The following is a 14,759-nucleotide window of genomic DNA, read 5'->3' as shown; positions in this document are numbered from 1 at the left end:
TCACCGCCCACCGACAGCCCGGTGCAGCGACCGGCGGCCCGCGCCGGCCGCCTAGCCCTGCGTAGACTGAGCCAACTCAGGCCGACCCAGGAGGACTCCCCATGACCGGCTCGCCCCAGGGGGTGCAGCGACTGCCCCGCGCCCAGCGCCGCGCGCAGCTCCTCGAGGCGGCACAGACCGTCTTCGTCCGCAAGGGCTACCACTCCGCGGCGATGGAGGACATCGCCGAGGAGGCGGGCGTCTCCAAGCCGGTGCTGTACCAGCACTTCCCGGGCAAGCTCGAGCTCTACCTCGCGCTCCTCGAGAGCCAGTGCGACCGGCTCGAGACCCTCGTCCTCGACGCGCTGGAGAACTCCAGCGACCACAAGGACCGGGTCTACCGGACCATCGCGGCCTTCTTCGAGTTCGTCGGCGGCGAGGGCGAGGCCTTCCGTCTCGTCTTCGAGTCCGACCTCACGAGCGACCCGCAGGTCCGCCACCGGCTCGACGGTCTCGAGGCCCAGGTCGGCGACGCGATCAGCCAGCGGGTCGCCGAGGACACCGGCCTGCCCAAGGAGTTCGCCGACCTGCTCGGCATCACCCTCGTCGGCATGTCGCAGATCTCGGCTCGCGCCTGGCTGGCCCGGGGCTCGCAGATCCCCCGGGAGGACGCCGCCCGCGCTGCCGGTCACCTCGCCTGGCGTGGCATCGGGTCCTTCCCGACCGTGGCCACCAAGCGGGCCGTGGGCGAGGGCCAGGCCGAGACCGACGCCGGCGCATGATGTGATCGTGCCGTCACCGCACATCGACAGGAAGGCCTGACCGTGGAGGTCAAGATCGGAGTCCAGAACGTCGCCCGAGAGATCGTCATCGACGCATCGGGCAGCGACAGCGAGATCGAGGCCGCCGTCGAGGCTGCTCTCAAGGGCGAGTCCCTCGACCTGCGCGACGAGAAGGGCCGGCGCGTCATCGTCCCCGCCGGAGCCCTCGGCTACATCGACCTCGGCGAGCCCTCGCGGGGTCGGGTCGGTTTCGGCGCCTGAGATTTTTTCAGATTGCCCTGGACAGCATCCCGGGGAATGCGCTAGCGGTCCCTTAGCCTTTCAGGCAATGGCCGGGTAACCGGTCGCCACATCCCCCCGGCCCCGGTCGGGAACTGAAAGGAACTCCTCGTGATCTCCACCATCATCGGCGCCATCATCGGCGGGCTGATCATCGGTGCCCTGGCTCGCCTCGTCCTGCCGGGCAAGCAGTCGATCTCGATCCTCGTGACGATCATCCTCGGCATCCTGGGCTCGCTCGTCGGGTCCTGGCTCGTCTATCAGCTCGGCTACGACAACGAGAACGGTGGCTTCGAGATCATCCCGTTCCTCGCGGGCATCGCCGTCGCCGCGGCGCTCATCGTCGGCTACGGCATGGCGACCGGCCGCAAGCAGGTCTGACCCACCGCAGCATCAGCGAAGGCCCCCGGCATCGTGCCGGGGGCCTTCGTCTGTGCGAAGGGGGATCCGCCTCAGGCGGCGAGGCCGAGCCGGGCCATCCGCTGCTGGTGGGCGTCGGTGAGGCGCTGCATGATCGCGCTCATCTCACCGACGTCGGCGCCCGGGCGCGAGTGGCTCGTACCGAGGATGAGGTCGACGAGGGCGTCCCGCTCGGTCGCGACGACCTGGCCCTGGGTGAGCGCCTCCCCCATGAGCCGGCGGCCCCACAGCGCGAGCGGTCCGGCGAGGTGCCGGTTGGCCCGGATCTCGCCGCGGACGGCGTCGACGATGACGTCGGTGCGTCCCTTGTCGGCAGCCGCCTGCGCGATGATCTCCTGCGACTCCGGGTCGACGAACCGCGAGATCTCGCGGTAGAAGTCGTAGGCGATCCCGTCCCCGATGTAGGCCTTGACAAGCCCCTCGAGCAGGCCGTGCGGCGCCGTGCGCCGGTGGTAGGAGTCGAAGGCCTCGACGAAGGGGGACATCGCCTCGACCGGGTCGGCGCCGAGCTCGCGGATGTGCCCGACGAGCAGCTCGTAGCTCTGGAACTCCCCGACCGCCATGCCCGCCACAGCGGTCTTGAGCCGCAGGTCACGCGCCAGCTCGCTGTCCGCCGCGAGGCGGGTGAAGCCCGAGATCATGCCGTACGCGATCGCGCCGAGGAGGTCGATCACCCCTTCGCGCTCCCGCTCGCCCAGCTGCTGCCCGACCCCTGACGACGACTGCTCGCTCATGGGTCGCCAGCGTAGACGCCCCTGGCGGGTAGCATGGAGGGGACCACGGTGCCCGGTCGGCACACATCTTCAGCCCGGTCCGCGACGGACCCGACAGGCAGCCCACCACGAGGCCGCCCCGCAGACCTCCGATCGGCCCGCCCCTGACGGCGACCCATGACGCGTCGCCACTGATCGAGAGATGTCCGCACACGCATGACTGACACGACCGAGCCCACGACCACGCCCGAGCCCGTCGAGCCCGCCGCCGACGCGGCCGAGGTCGCGCCCGAGGCGACCGCCCCCGAGGCCCCGCAGCCGACCTTCGCCGACTTCGACGTCCACCCCGACATCGTCGCCAGCCTCGCCGACGCCGGCATCATCCACCCCTTCCCGATCCAGGCGATGACGCTGCCGGTCGCCCTCGGCGGCCACGACATCATCGGCCAGGCCAAGACGGGCACCGGCAAGACGCTCGGCTTCGGCGTCCCGATCCTCAACCGGGTCGACGTCGACACCGACGACCCCCGCCCGCAGGCCCTCGCTGTCGCCCCGACCCGCGAGCTCGCCGTCCAGGTCGCCGCCGACCTCGAGCGGGCCGGCAAGCGCCGCGGCGTCAAGGTCCTCACGGTCTACGGCGGCCGGGCCTACGAGCCCCAGATCGAGGCGCTGCGCAAGGGCGTCCACGTCGTCGTCGGCACCCCGGGCCGCCTCATCGACCTCGCCCAGCAGGGCCACCTCAACCTGAGCAACGCGCGCACGGTCGTCCTCGACGAGGCCGACGAGATGCTCGACCTCGGCTTCCTCCCGGACGTCGAGAAGATCATGGCGATGACCCCCGCGGGCCGTCACACGATGCTCTTCTCCGCGACGATGCCGGGCGCGATCGTCGCCCTGGCCCGCCGCTACATGAACCAGCCGACCCACATCCGTGCGATGACGGAGGACGGCGAGGACCGCCAGACCGTCAAGGCGATCGAGCAGTTCGTCTACCGGGCGCACGCGATGGACAAGGTCGAGCTGCTCTCGCGCGTGCTGCAGGCCAAGGACCGCGGCCTGACGATCATCTTCAGCCGCACCAAGCGCACCGCCGCCAAGGTCGCTGACGACCTCACCGAGCGGGGCTTCGCGGCCGCGTCGATCCACGGCGACCTCGGCCAGGGCGCTCGCGAGCAGGCGCTGCGCGCCTTCCGCAACGGCAAGGTCGACATCCTCGTCGCGACCGACGTCGCCGCCCGCGGCATCGACGTCAACAACGTCACGCACGTCGTCAACTACCAGTGCCCCGACGACGAGAAGACCTACGTCCACCGCATCGGCCGCACCGGCCGCGCAGGCAACACCGGCATAGCGGTCACCCTCGTCGACTGGGACGACATGACGAAGTGGGCGGTCATCAACCGCCAGCTCGACCTCGGCATCCCCGAGCCGGTCGAGACCTACTCCGCCTCCCCGCACCTCTTCAGCGACCTCGACATCCCCGAGGGCGCCAAGGGTCGCCTCCCCCGCTCGCAGCGCACCCGCGAGGGCCTCGACGCGGAGGTTATCGAGGACCTCGGCGAGACCGGCAAGTCCGGTGGGCGTCGCCCGCAGGGCGACGGCGGTCGTGGCCGCTCCGGTGGTCGTGACGGCGGCCGGGGCGACGGGGGACCTCGTCGCGAGGGTGGGTCGGCCCGCGGCTCCGAGGGCGGCTCCCGCGAGGGTGGCGACCGCCCGCGCCGGCGGCGCAACCGGCGCCGGACGACCGGTGGCCAGACCGGCCAGGCGACCTCGACCGAGGGCTGAGCTCACCCCCTTCGACCTTTATCGGGTTATCCGAGAATGTGACTCGAACCCGGGAACGGTTCCCGGGTTCGAGTCTCATTATCGGGTTATCCGATAAAGGGGAGGCGGCCCCTCACGCGGGGGTGATCGTCGCGGTGTCGATCACCACGCGATAGCGGACGTCCCCGTCGACGACCCGGTCGTACGCCTCGTCGACGGCCTTCGGGTCGCTCGCGTCGATCGTCTCGATCGTCGCACCGATGCCGTGCTCGGCGCAGAAGTCGAGCATCTCCTGGGTCTCGGGGATGCCGCCGATGTTGGACCCGCCGATGACCTTGTTGCCGATGATCAGCGAGCCGGGGGCGACGGCGAGGTCGCCGGGCGGGAGGCCGACGTTGATGAGCGCCCCGTGGGGGCGGAGCAGCCGCACGTACTGCTTCATGTCGAGGTCGGCGCTCACCGTGTTGATGATGAGGTCGAAGCTGCTGCGGGCCGCCTTGAGCGCCCCCTCCTCGCTCGTCGCGAGGTGCCGCGTGGCGCCGAGGGCCTTGGCGTCCTCGGCCTTGGCGTCGGAGCGGCTGATCGTCGTCACCTCGGCGCCCATCGCCGCGGCCAGCTTGACCGCCATGTGGCCGAGCCCGCCGACGCCGACGACGCCGACCGTGCGACCGGGGCCGGCGCCCCAGCGCTTGAGCGGGGAGTACGTCGTGATGCCGGCGCAGAGGAGGGGCGCGGCGACGTCGAGGTCGATGCCCTCGGGGATGCGCAGGACCATCCGCTCGCTGACGACGATCTGCTGCGCGTAGCCACCCTGGGTGACCTCGCCGAAGTAGTCCGGCGAGTTGTACGTGCCGACCGAGGGCTTCTCGCAGAACTGCTCGAAGCCGTCCTTGCACTGCGCGCACTCGCCGCACGAGTCGACGAGGCAGCCGACGCCGACGCGGTCGCCGACCTTGTGCCGGGTGACCGCGCTGCCGACCGCCGCGACGGTGCCGGCGATCTCGTGCCCGGGCGTCATCGGGTAGTGCGCCGGGCCCCACTCGTCACGGACGGTGTGGATGTCGGAGTGGCAGATGCCCGCGTAGGCGATGTCGATGAGGACGTCGTCGTCGCGCAGGGCGCGCCGGGGCAGGCGGACCGCCTCGAAGGGGGCGCCGGCCGCCGGGGTCGCCAGGGCCGCGGTCGCGAAGGGGTGGGTGCCATCGTTCTGGGTCATGCCGCCATCGTGGCACGGCCGGTGGGGACCGCCGAGGTGGGCGGGCCCCCCCTTCGTCTCAGAGCTGCGGGAGGAGGGACTCCGCGACCTCGCGGTAGGCCTGGGCGCCCTTGCTGGAGCGGGCCGTGTCGAGGATCGAGCGGCCGATGGCGGGGGCCTCGGCGAAGCGGACGGTCCGCGGGATCGGCGGGCTGAGCACCGGCAGGCCGTAGCGGTCGCCGAGGTCGGCGAGGACCTCGCGGGCGTGGTTGGAGCGGCCGTCGTACATCGTCGGGAGGATGCCGATGACCTTGAGCTTCTTGTTGAGCAGGCGGCGGACGTCGCGGACGGTGTCGAGGAGCTGGCCGACGCCACGGTGGCTGAGCATCTCGGCCTGCATCGGGATGATGAGGCCGGTCGCGGCGGTGAGCGCGGCGAGGGTGAGCACGCCGAGGCTCGGGCTGCAGTCGAGGAGGACGACGTCGTAGTCCTCGCGGACCTCGTCGATGCACGACTGGAGGATGAACTCGCGGCCCGGGCGGGTCAGCAGCTGGGCCTCGGCCCCGGCGAGGTCGATGGAGGCGGGGAGGATGTCGATGTTCTCGGACGCCTCGACGATCGCGTCGGCGATCTCGGCCTGGCCGAGGACGACCTCGTACGTCGACAGCTCGACGACGTCGGGGTCGATGCCGAGGCTGAAGGTCAGGCTGGCCTGCGGGTCGAGGTCGACGAGCAGGACGCGCTTGCCGTGCTCGGCGAAGGCGGCAGCGAGCGAGGCCACGGAGGTCGTCTTGGCGACGCCACCCTTCTGGTTGGCGACGGCGATGATCGCGGCCTTCTTCTTGCGTGGCACGGTCGGGGCCTCCGGGTGTCAGGGGTGGGTGCGGTCGCGCAGGTCCATTGTCCCAGGTGCGCGGCGGCTCGCTTACCGCAGGACTGTGATCTTGCTCGTGGCGGCGGCCTCGATACGGGCGAGCGACTCGGGGGCCGTGGTGTTCTCGCCGAGCAGGTTGAGCTTGCCGGTGCCGTGGTAGTCGCTGCTTCCCGTGGGGATGAGGTCGAGCTCGGTGGCCAGGCTCGCGGCGAGCGCGCGGGCGTCGTCGTCGTGGTCGCGGTGGTCGACCTCGATGCCGAGCAGGCCCGCGTCGGCGAGATCGCGCACCGCGTCGGCGGTCAGGGGGCCACGTTTCGTGGCGAAGGGGTGGGCGACGACCGGCACTCCGCCGGCCTCCCGGACGAGCCGGATCGCCTGCCCGGTCTCGAGGCTGAAGTGCTTGACGTAGTAGCGACTCCCGTTGTGCAGCCAGCGCTCGAAGGCCTCGTTGCGGTGGCCGACGACACCGCGGGCGACGAGCGCGTCGGCGATGTGGGGGCGTCCGGGGGTCGTGCCGACCTCGGCGATCTCGGCGACCGACTCCCAGGTGATGTCGACGCCGTCCTCGATCATGAGCTCGACCATCGTCCGCAGCCGCGGCAGGCGGTCGTCGACGACGCGGGCGAGGAGACTCTGGAGCTCCTCGTGCTCGGGGTCGTGGAGGTAGGCGAGGAGGTGGACGCTGCGTCCGTCGTGCAGGGTGGAGAGCTCGGCACCGCGGACCAGGGCGATGCCGAGCTCCTGGGCCGCCTGGGCCGCCTCGGCCCAGCCGTCGGCGGTGTCGTGGTCGGTGATCGCGACCGTGGTCAGACCGGCCCGCGCCGCCGCCGCGACGAGCTCGGCCGGGGTGTCCGTGCCGTCGCTCACGAGGCTGTGCGTGTGCAGGTCGATCATGGGCGCAACCCTAGGGCTCAGCTGAAGACGACGGTGCGGTCGCCGTGGAGCAGCACCCGCGACTCGGCGTGCCAGCCCACCGCGCGCGCGAGCACCCGGGCCTCGACGTCGCGCCCGGCCGTGACGAGCGCGTCCGGGGCGCTGCGGTGGTCGACCCGCGTCACGTCCTGCTCGATGATCGGCCCCTCGTCGAGCTCGGGCGTCACGAAGTGCGCCGTCGCCCCGATGAGCTTGACCCCCCGCGCGTGCGCCTGGTGGTACGGCTTGGCCCCCTTGAAGCTCGGCAGGAAGGAGTGGTGGATGTTGATGACCTGCCCGGCCATCCGGGTCGCGAGCTGGTCGCTGAGGATCTGCATGTAGCGGGCGAGCACGACGAGGTCGATGTCGTGCTCGTCGACGAGCTCGAGCAGCCGTGCCTCGGCGTGGGGCTTCGTCGTCTCGGTCACCGGCAGGTGGTGGAAGGGGATGCCGTAGGTCGACGCGAGCGCCTCGAAGTCCCGGTGGTTGCTCACGATCGCCGGGATCTCGATGTTCAGCGCGCCGGTGCTCTGACGGAACAGGAGGTCGTTGAGGCAGTGCCCGAAGCGGCTCACCATGATGAGCGTGCGCAGCGGCTGCCGGGCGTCGCGCATCTGCCAGGTCATCCCGTGCTGCGCCGCGACCGGCTCGAAACCGGACCGTAGCGCGTCCAGCCCGGCTCCCCCTTCGTCGGCAAAGGCGACCCGCATGAAGAAGTCACCGGTCATTGTGTCGCCGTACTGCTGGCTCTCGGTGATGTTGCCCCCGCGCCCCGCGACGAAGGTCGACACGGCCGCGACGAGTCCCGGCCGGTCCGCGCAGGCGAGCGAGAGGACGACGTCGAGCGGCTGGCTGGTCACGATCCGGGGTCTCCTTGGTCGGGTGCGACCCCATTGTCGCCCGCCGTGGGGAGCATCGACGCGTGCGTCTCAACCTTTCGGGCACCACCCCGGTGAGAGGAGGTGGGTGGAGTCGGGCTTCCGCCCCTGGTGCCAGACCCGGCGACCACGACCGCTGAGAGACGCCTCACGAACCCGACCGGCCGACGCGGCGCGGGTGCGAGGATGGCGAGCGACTGGGCCCCTTCGGCCTGCCCCGCCCACCACACGAGAGGTCGCGCATGTCCACCAAGACGGTCCCCGGCAACTACTTCGAGGACTTCTCCGTCGGTCAGCAGATCCGGCACGCGACCCCGCGCACCGTGACCGAGGGCGACATCGCGCTCTACACCGGGCTCTACGGCTCACGCTTCGCGGCGACGAGCGCGGCGACCTTCGCGCAGTCGATCGGCTTCGAGCGGATGCCGGTCGACAGCCTGCTCGCCTTCCACCTCGTCTTCGGCAAGACCGTCCCGGACATCTCGCTCAACGCCGTCGCCAACCTCGGCTACGCGGGCGGCCGCTTCGGCGTCCCGCTCTACCCCGGTGACACGGTGACGACGACCTCCGAGGTCATCGGGCTCAAGGAGAACTCCAACGGTCGCACCGGCGTCGTCTACGTCCGCTCGGTCGGGACCAACCAGGACGGCGAGACGGTCCTCGACTACGTCCGATGGGTCATGGTCAACAAGAAGGACGCCGATGCGCCGGCCCCCGAGACGGTCATCCCCGACCTCCCCGGCGCCGTCGCGGCCGAGGACCTGCAGGTCCCCTTCGAGCTCACCGGTGCGTACGACACGGAGCTCGCCGGCTCCCCCTACCTCTGGGACGACTACGAGGTCGGGGAGCGCATCGACCACGTCGACGGCATGACCATCGAGGAGTCGGACCACATGCTGGCCACGCGCCTCTACCAGAACACCGCGAAGGTCCACTTCAACCAGCACGCGCAGTCGCAGGCCAAGATCGGACGCCGCCTCATCTACGGCGGCCACGTCATCAGCCTGGCCCGCGCGCTGTCCTTCAACGGGCTGGCCAACGGGCAGATGATCGCCGCGATCAACGCGGGCGCGCACGCCAACCCGACCTTCGCCGGCGACACCGTCTACGCCTGGTCCGAGGTGATCGAGCGGATCGAGCTCCCCGGCCGCAGCGACGTCGGCGCGCTGCGCCTGCGCACGGTCGCGACCAAGGACCTGCCGTGCGGGGACTTCCCGTACAAGGGTGAGGACGGCAGGTACCTCCCGCAGGTCGTCCTCGACCTCGACTACACGGTCCTGCTCCCCCGCCGCTGAGCGGTCGGGCCGGACGGCCCGGGTGCGAGACTGGCTGATGTGACCGGGACGAAGGGGGAGCTCCGGGCTCTCGTCGGACGTCACCACCCTGCCGGGTGGGCGGTCGTCGCCGCCCTCGGGCTGGTCTCGATCGGCCCGGAGGCCGCGTGGACCTCACCTGGCCCGGCCGGCTACCTGTGGCAGGCGATCGTCATCGCGGGGGCGCTCGGCCTCGGAGCCGGCCGTGTCGCCGGCACCTGGCGGTCGCGGCCCTCGTCGCACCCGGATCTGCTCATCACGGTCGTCGTCGCATCTGGCGTGCTCCTCCTGGGCTGGGCAGCGGTGAGCGTGCTGTGGGCGGGAGCGCCGGCGCCCTTCGCGCTCGTGACGCTCACGCTGGCCGGCTCGACGGCGGCCCTGGGGCTGCTGCCCGCCCTGGCGACCGACGGCGAGACCGCGTGGTTCCGGCTCATCCATGACGGTGCCGTGGCGGTGGTCGCCGCCAGCGGTTTCCACGCCCTGGCACTCACCGACGGGATCGGCCGGGTCACCCTGCCGATCGGGGCCGCGTCGACCGCCCACGTGCCGCTGCTCCTCGCCCTCGCGGTGCTCGTCAGCGCGATGGTCCGAGGCGGGGTGCCTCTGGCTCAGGTGCTGCGGGGCCTGCTCGTCCTCGTGGCCCTGGCGTTGCTCGCCGGCGGTGCGTCACGGTACGGCGTGGTCGCCGCCTCCGTGCTGTGCCTGGCCGTCGCCGTACGGGTCGGGCGGACGCAGCCGCAGCGCCGCTGGCTCGCCGTGGGCGCGGGGCTCGCAGTCGCGGGGGTGCTCGTCGCCACCGCCCTGCACCTGCGCCCCGGCCTGACCCTGGCCGACGGTGCCCGCTCGGCCACCCACCGCGCCGCCCTCGGGCACCTTGTCTCCCCGCCGCCGCAGCTGCTCGTCGGCGAGGGCTTCGGCGGGCTCTGGCCGTGGCTTGCCCTCGAGACGAGCCCACCCGGCGGGCAGGTGCCCGTGACCCGCGAGACGTCGGAGGGGGTCCTGCTCTGGCACCCGCACTCGCTGTACCTCGGGGTGGTCGGCGAGCTGGGTCTCGTCGGCGCCGCACTGCTGGGCGCACTCATCCTCGCCGTCCTGGCCGCGTGCGCCGTGGTCTGGCGCCGCGACGACGCCCTCTCCCCCGCGGCCCTGGCGCTGGTCCTCACCGTCCCGGGGATGGCCTTCGACCTGCTGCTCCTGCGCGACTACCCCGGGTCCTTGCTCTGGTGGCTCGTCGCGGCAGCGGTCCTCCAGCACGCCGGCACGCCTGCCCCGATGGCCCACTTCCTCGGACAGGCCGCCGCGCGGACCCCCTTCGCCCGGTGCGTCCTCGCACAACCCGACTCCACGCCGCCGTCCTCGACCCCACCCGATTCCGCCCGCTCGCCCGGTCAACCCGCCCAGGACCGGCCAGACCAGCCCGGGCCGGGAAATGACCCGGCCACGTCATGGTTTCCCGGCCCGGGCACCATTCCCCGGCCGTGAGGCCGCCGCCAGCGCGATCGCGATGAGCTCCGCGACCCGGCGTGGGTCGTCCAGGTCCGACCACACCAGCCGCGCCACCCCGTAGCCGAGGCCGCGCAGGGCGTCCTCGCGCCGCTTCTCCGCCGCGAGCGCTGCCCGTCCCTCGATGCCTTCGTACTTCACCAGCCCGTCGAACTCGACGACGACCTTGCCCAGCACGACGAAGTCCACGCGCCCCACGAACCGGCCCGCCTGGTCCATCACCTCGACCTGCGTCTCATAGGGCAGGCCCATGTCGTGCAGGAGGAGCCGGGTGCGGGTCTCGCCCACCGACTCGCACGCCGGGTCCGCCAGGCGGAGCAGCTGCTCCCCGCACCGCCGGCGAAGGGGCGTGCTCGCCACCGTCGCGAGCGAGGCAGCGACGTCCTCGAGGCTGCACCGGTCTGCGCGAAGCGCTGCGTCGAGCGGTACCAGGCCGGCCACGACCCCACGTTCGAGCGCGACCTGGACGACGGCGGTGGCGACCGGGAGCGCGGGCATGCCCTGGGCTCGGGCGGTGGGCGTCCCCTGACGCGGATGGAGTCGCAGGCCCCCGCGCCGGCGGACCCGGGGTGTCTCGATCATGAGGTCGACCCGATCGAGCTCCACCGACCACAACGGCAGCTGGTGCAGAGCCAGCGCGCTCTGGTGCGAGGCCACCGATCGTGGCCGTCCGAGCATGACCGCCTTGGCCCGCAGTGCCAGGCGGCCCTCCGGCGTCGCGACCGACCAGCGGCTCCCCGCCACGAAGGCGTCGCGGCGCACCCGCACGAGCTCACCCCTTCGTACCGCGGCCGCGAGGTCGGCCTCCGAGATCTCGCAGCTCCGCGTCTGCGCTGCCGTGCACACCCCACCCTGGGCGACGAGGAGGGCTTCCAGTCGTGTGTTCATCGCCCCGATCGTGGCGGAGTCCCGCGTCCCGCTGCTCGCGTCATCCACAGGCCCGGTGTCGTCAGGCTGGGCCAGGAAGTCCGGGGGTGGCCGGGACGCGTCCCGGCCATGCGGAGGCTTCCCGGCCACGACGGGGGTACCCGGCCGCCCGGGCGACGGGGGTGGCCACCCCTTCGTCCACCGCCCGGACGAAGGGGTGTCCGCGTCCGCCGTGACACCATGGCCGGGTGAGCGAAGAGCAGACCAAGCCCGAGAACCGTGCCCGTCCGACGACCGATGAGTTCCGCGCCTTCGTCGCGGAGGACTGGGCGCCCCGGTCGACCGAGACGCCCGGGCTGACCGAGGCGGCCCGGCGGGCGGCGGAGCGTCGCGAGGCGCTGTCGGCGGCCTTCGAGGGCGACCGCCTCGTCATCCCGGCCGGCGGGCTCAAGGTCCGCAGCAACGACAGCGACTACGTCTTCCGCCCGCACACCGCCTTCGCCTACCTCACCGGGCTCGGCGCCGACCGTGAGCCGGACGCCGTGCTCGTCATGGAGCCGCGCGAAGGGGGTGGCCACGAGTCGGTGCTCTACTTCCGTCCGTTGGCCGGCCGGGACACCGAGGAGTTCTTCGGCGACAGCCGCTACGGCGAGTTCTGGGTCGGGGCCCGCCCGACGATCGAGGACGTCGAGTCCGAGCTCGGGCTGACCGGCGCGCACGTCGACGGCTTCAACGACGCGGTCGGCAAGGACGCCGGCGAGGTCGCCGTGCGGATGATCCGCGACGCCGAGGCGGCGCTCACCGCCCGCGTCGACGAGATCCGGGCCAACAACGGCGCCGCCATCGAGTCCCTCGCCGAGCGCGACGACGTGCTCGCCCACCACGTCTCGCACATGCGGATCGTCAAGGACGACTGGGAGATCGAGCAGATGCAGCAGGCGGTCGACGCGACGCGCGTCGGCTTCGACGCGGTCATCGCCGAGCTGCCGACGGTCGTCGAGCGTGGCCGCGGCGAGCGCTGGGTCGAGGGTGTCTTCGGGCTGCACGCACGCCACCAGGGCAACGGCGTCGGCTACGACTCGATCTGCGCGGCCGGCGACCACGCCAACACGCTGCACTGGATCAAGAACACCGGCGACATCGCGCCCGACGAGCTGCTCCTCCTCGACGCCGGGGTCGAGGTCGACAGCCTCTTCACCGCCGACGTGACGCGGACGCTGCCGATCAGCGGCACCTTCACCGATGCGCAGCGCGAGATCTATGACGCGGTCTACGAGGCGCAGCAGGCCGGCTTCGCGGCGATCCGGCCGGGCGCGAAGTTCTCCGACATCCACGCCGCCTCGATCCGGGTCATCGCGGAGAAGCTGCACGGGTGGGGCCTGCTCCCCGAGGGCGTCTCGGTCGAGGACACCCTCGACGCCGAGCACGGCCAGTACCACCGTCGTTGGATGGTCCACGGCACGAGCCACCACCTCGGCCTGGACGTCCACGACTGCGCGCTCGCGACCCGCGCGGAGTACATGGACGCCGAGCTCCGGCCCGGGATGGTGCTGACCGTCGAGCCGGGGCTGTACTTCAAGGCCGACGACCTCAAGGCGCCGGAACGCTTCCGCGGCATCGGCGTGCGCATCGAGGACGACGTCGTCGTCACCGAGGACGGCTGCCGCAACCTCACCGGCGACTGGCCGCACTCGGCCGACGAGGTCGAGGCGTGGATCCGCGAGGTCCAGTCCCGCTGAGCACGCCGCGGAGGCGGGTGAGCCCCTCCTCGAGCGACGGGGTGCCCAGACCGACGACGAGACCGTGCCGTGGCAGGTCGACCGGGCTCTCGGGACGAGGGGCCGTGCCGGCCCAGTAGTCCGCCATGCCGGCGACGAGGACCCCTGCGGCGCCGGCCTGGTCCACGGCCTCGCGCTCGCCGGCAGGACCGGCGTCGACGAGCTCGACGACCGCGTGCAGCCCCCCGTCGGTCGGCCGGAGCCGCACGCCCGGCAGGTCGGTGAGCACCTCCACCGCGAGGTCGCGTCGTGCCCGGTAGCGCCGGCGCATCCGCCCCGTGCGGCGCCGCAGGGCTCCGGTCTCGAGATACCTGGCGAGGGCGTCCTGGACGACCCCGGCCACCGGGCTCCCGAGATCGGACCGGAGCGCGATCACCTTGTCCCGCAGAGGATCCGGCAGGACCAGGTGACCCAGCCCGAGCCCGGGCGCGAGGACCTTCGCGAAGGAGCCGAGGGTGACGACGACCCGCTCGTCACCCGGCGCGCGGTCAAGCGCGACGAGCGCCGGCACCGGCTCGCCGGTGAAGCGCAGCTCGCCGTCGTAGTCGTCCTCGACGACCACCGCACCGTGCGCGCGTGCCCAGGCCAGCAGGGCCAGTCGCCGCGCCACCGGCATCGCCCCGCCGAGGGGGTACTGGTGCCCGGGCGTCACGAGGACCACGTCGGTCCCCTCGCCCAGGAGGTCGACGCGCAGGCCGTCGACGTCGACCGGGACCGCCACGACGGCATGGCCGAGCGCTGCGACGACCCGACGCAGGGCCGGGTACCCGGGGTCCTCCACCGCGACGACGAGCGGCCTGCCCGCCGCGAGCCCAAGCGTCGTGAGCACGAGCTGGAGTCCCTCTCGGGCACCGGCGGTGACGACGATCTCGTCGGGAGCGACCGCGGCCCCGCGCGCGACGCGGACGTGATCGGCGAGCGCGGCCCGAAGGGGGACCGAGCCGGCCGGTCCGTGACGGCCCCCGGGGTGCCGGGCCGCCTCCCGCCACGCCGCCCGCCACGTCGGGTCGACGAGGCCCGTGACGTCGGGCTGCCCGGGACGCAGGTCGATGATCGTGCGTCCGGCCGGCCCGCCACCCTGTCGCGCACCTGCCGGACGTTGCGCGGTGGGCCCCTCCTGGTGTCCGGCAAGGTCCTCTCCCTGTCGCGTACCTGCCGGACGCAAGGGGGCCAGCGCCGGGTCGACCCGGGTCGCCCCGTGGTCCGCGACGAGCCAGCCCTCGCCGTGCAGCTGGTCGAAGGCGGCGACGACGCTCCCCCGGGACACCCCGAGCCGGGACGCGAGCGTCCGCGTGGACGGCACGGCGTCACCCGGACGCAGCACCCCGGTCTCGATCGCCCGGCGCAGCCCGTCCGCGACCTGCACGACGAGCGAGACCGACGAGCCGCGGTCGAGGACCAGGGGCAGATCGATGTCGTGAGGGTGGCGCACCCCGTCAGGCTAGGTGGTCCACTCCACCTGCGCGATTCTGGATCTTCCGACTGGACCACGGTGCGAGGAC

14 protein-coding genes are annotated in these 14,759 nt (G+C 72.4%); 7 read left to right on the top strand and 7 right to left on the bottom strand.

Annotated elements, in window-relative coordinates:
* The first annotated feature begins 101 nt into the window (after positions 1–101).
* From JNO54_RS06080 to JNO54_RS06070, 3 genes are all read left to right on the top strand, one after another.
* A complete protein-coding gene (locus tag JNO54_RS06080) occupies positions 102–761 on the top strand; it encodes a TetR/AcrR family transcriptional regulator (RefSeq protein WP_204143090.1) in 660 nt (219 codons plus the stop codon).
* A 42-nt stretch (positions 762–803) separates the two neighbouring features.
* On the top strand, positions 804–1,022 hold the full coding sequence (locus JNO54_RS06075) for a DUF3107 domain-containing protein (protein ID WP_204143089.1): 219 nt from the start codon (positions 804–806) through the stop codon (positions 1,020–1,022).
* Between the two features lie 129 nt (positions 1,023–1,151).
* A complete protein-coding gene (locus JNO54_RS06070) occupies positions 1,152–1,421 on the top strand; it encodes a GlsB/YeaQ/YmgE family stress response membrane protein (protein WP_204143088.1) in 270 nt (89 codons plus the stop codon).
* Between the two features lie 71 nt (positions 1,422–1,492).
* Here the strand turns inward: JNO54_RS06070 and JNO54_RS06065 are convergent, their stop codons facing one another.
* Complete coding sequence (locus tag JNO54_RS06065; RefSeq protein ID WP_204143087.1) at positions 1,493–2,194, bottom strand: ferritin-like fold-containing protein; 702 nt, start codon at positions 2,192–2,194, stop codon at positions 1,493–1,495.
* Between the two features lie 195 nt (positions 2,195–2,389).
* On the opposite strand from JNO54_RS06065, the gene JNO54_RS06060 reads away from it, so the two are divergent.
* Positions 2,390–3,958 carry a DEAD/DEAH box helicase gene (locus JNO54_RS06060; RefSeq protein WP_204143086.1) on the top strand — a complete coding sequence of 523 codons (1,569 nt, stop codon included), beginning with the start codon at positions 2,390–2,392 and terminating at the stop codon, positions 3,956–3,958.
* Between the two features lie 112 nt (positions 3,959–4,070).
* Here JNO54_RS06060 and JNO54_RS06055 read toward each other — a convergent pair whose 3' ends face one another.
* The 4 genes from JNO54_RS06055 to purU all read right to left on the bottom strand — a co-directional run bounded on the left by JNO54_RS06055 (position 4,071) and on the right by purU (position 7,778).
* Positions 4,071–5,153, bottom strand: a complete 1,083-nt coding sequence (locus JNO54_RS06055) for an NAD(P)-dependent alcohol dehydrogenase (RefSeq protein ID WP_204143085.1) — start codon at positions 5,151–5,153, stop codon at positions 4,071–4,073.
* A 58-nt stretch (positions 5,154–5,211) separates the two neighbouring features.
* Positions 5,212–5,985: a ParA family protein gene (locus JNO54_RS06050; protein ID WP_204143084.1), complete on the bottom strand. Its 774-nt coding sequence runs from the start codon at positions 5,983–5,985 to the stop codon at positions 5,212–5,214.
* A gap of 72 nt (positions 5,986–6,057) precedes the next feature.
* Complete coding sequence (locus tag JNO54_RS06045) at positions 6,058–6,900, bottom strand: PHP domain-containing protein (protein ID WP_204143083.1); 843 nt, start codon at positions 6,898–6,900, stop codon at positions 6,058–6,060.
* A 17-nt stretch (positions 6,901–6,917) separates the two neighbouring features.
* A complete protein-coding gene (gene purU / locus JNO54_RS06040) occupies positions 6,918–7,778 on the bottom strand; it encodes a formyltetrahydrofolate deformylase (protein ID WP_204143082.1) in 861 nt (286 codons plus the stop codon).
* Positions 7,779–8,038: 260 nt separating this feature from the next.
* On the opposite strand from purU, the gene JNO54_RS06035 reads away from it, so the two are divergent.
* Both JNO54_RS06035 and JNO54_RS06030 read left to right on the top strand, forming a co-directional pair.
* On the top strand, positions 8,039–9,091 hold the full coding sequence (locus tag JNO54_RS06035; protein ID WP_204143081.1) for a MaoC family dehydratase: 1,053 nt from the start codon (positions 8,039–8,041) through the stop codon (positions 9,089–9,091).
* Positions 9,092–9,130: 39 nt separating this feature from the next.
* Positions 9,131–10,591, top strand: coding sequence for an O-antigen ligase family protein (locus JNO54_RS06030; RefSeq protein WP_204143080.1), 1,461 nt, complete (start codon positions 9,131–9,133; stop codon positions 10,589–10,591).
* On the opposite strand, the gene JNO54_RS06025 is transcribed toward JNO54_RS06030, so the two are convergent.
* Positions 10,553–11,500 carry a type IV toxin-antitoxin system AbiEi family antitoxin domain-containing protein gene (locus JNO54_RS06025; protein ID WP_204143079.1) on the bottom strand — a complete coding sequence of 316 codons (948 nt, stop codon included), beginning with the start codon at positions 11,498–11,500 and terminating at the stop codon, positions 10,553–10,555. The genes JNO54_RS06030 and JNO54_RS06025 overlap by 39 nt on opposite strands.
* Before the next feature lie 227 nt (positions 11,501–11,727).
* Here JNO54_RS06025 and JNO54_RS06020 point away from each other — a divergent pair, with 227 nt between their 5' ends.
* Positions 11,728–13,218 carry an aminopeptidase P family protein gene (locus JNO54_RS06020; protein ID WP_204143078.1) on the top strand — a complete coding sequence of 497 codons (1,491 nt, stop codon included), beginning with the start codon at positions 11,728–11,730 and terminating at the stop codon, positions 13,216–13,218.
* On the opposite strand, the gene pdxR is transcribed toward JNO54_RS06020, so the two are convergent.
* Positions 13,151–14,689, bottom strand: a complete 1,539-nt coding sequence (pdxR, locus tag JNO54_RS06015) for a MocR-like pyridoxine biosynthesis transcription factor PdxR (protein WP_307818077.1) — start codon at positions 14,687–14,689, stop codon at positions 13,151–13,153. The genes JNO54_RS06020 and pdxR overlap by 68 nt on opposite strands.
* Positions 14,690–14,759 lie beyond the last annotated feature (70 nt).

This window comes from Janibacter endophyticus (genome assembly GCF_016888335.1).
Lineage (GTDB): Bacteria > Actinomycetota > Actinomycetes > Actinomycetales > Dermatophilaceae > Marihabitans > Marihabitans endophyticum.
Note: the sequence above shows the minus strand (reverse complement) of the source record. Positions and strands in the feature narration are given on the sequence as shown.

Excerpts from the sequence above, each read along its gene's own strand:
- JNO54_RS06065 (WP_204143087.1), bottom strand. The coding sequence starts at position 2,194 with ATGAGCGAGCAGTCGTCGTCAGGGGTCGGGCAGCAGCTGGGCGAGCGG.
- JNO54_RS06035 (WP_204143081.1), top strand. The coding sequence starts at position 8,039 with ATGTCCACCAAGACGGTCCCCGGCAACTACTTCGAGGACTTCTCCGTC.
- JNO54_RS06055 (WP_204143085.1), bottom strand. The coding sequence starts at position 5,153 with ATGACCCAGAACGATGGCACCCACCCCTTCGCGACCGCGGCCCTGGCG.
- JNO54_RS06060 (WP_204143086.1), top strand. The coding sequence starts at position 2,390 with ATGACTGACACGACCGAGCCCACGACCACGCCCGAGCCCGTCGAGCCC.
- JNO54_RS06080 (WP_204143090.1), top strand. The coding sequence starts at position 102 with ATGACCGGCTCGCCCCAGGGGGTGCAGCGACTGCCCCGCGCCCAGCGC.
- JNO54_RS06025 (WP_204143079.1), bottom strand. The coding sequence starts at position 11,500 with ATGAACACACGACTGGAAGCCCTCCTCGTCGCCCAGGGTGGGGTGTGC.
- JNO54_RS06045 (WP_204143083.1), bottom strand. The coding sequence starts at position 6,900 with ATGATCGACCTGCACACGCACAGCCTCGTGAGCGACGGCACGGACACC.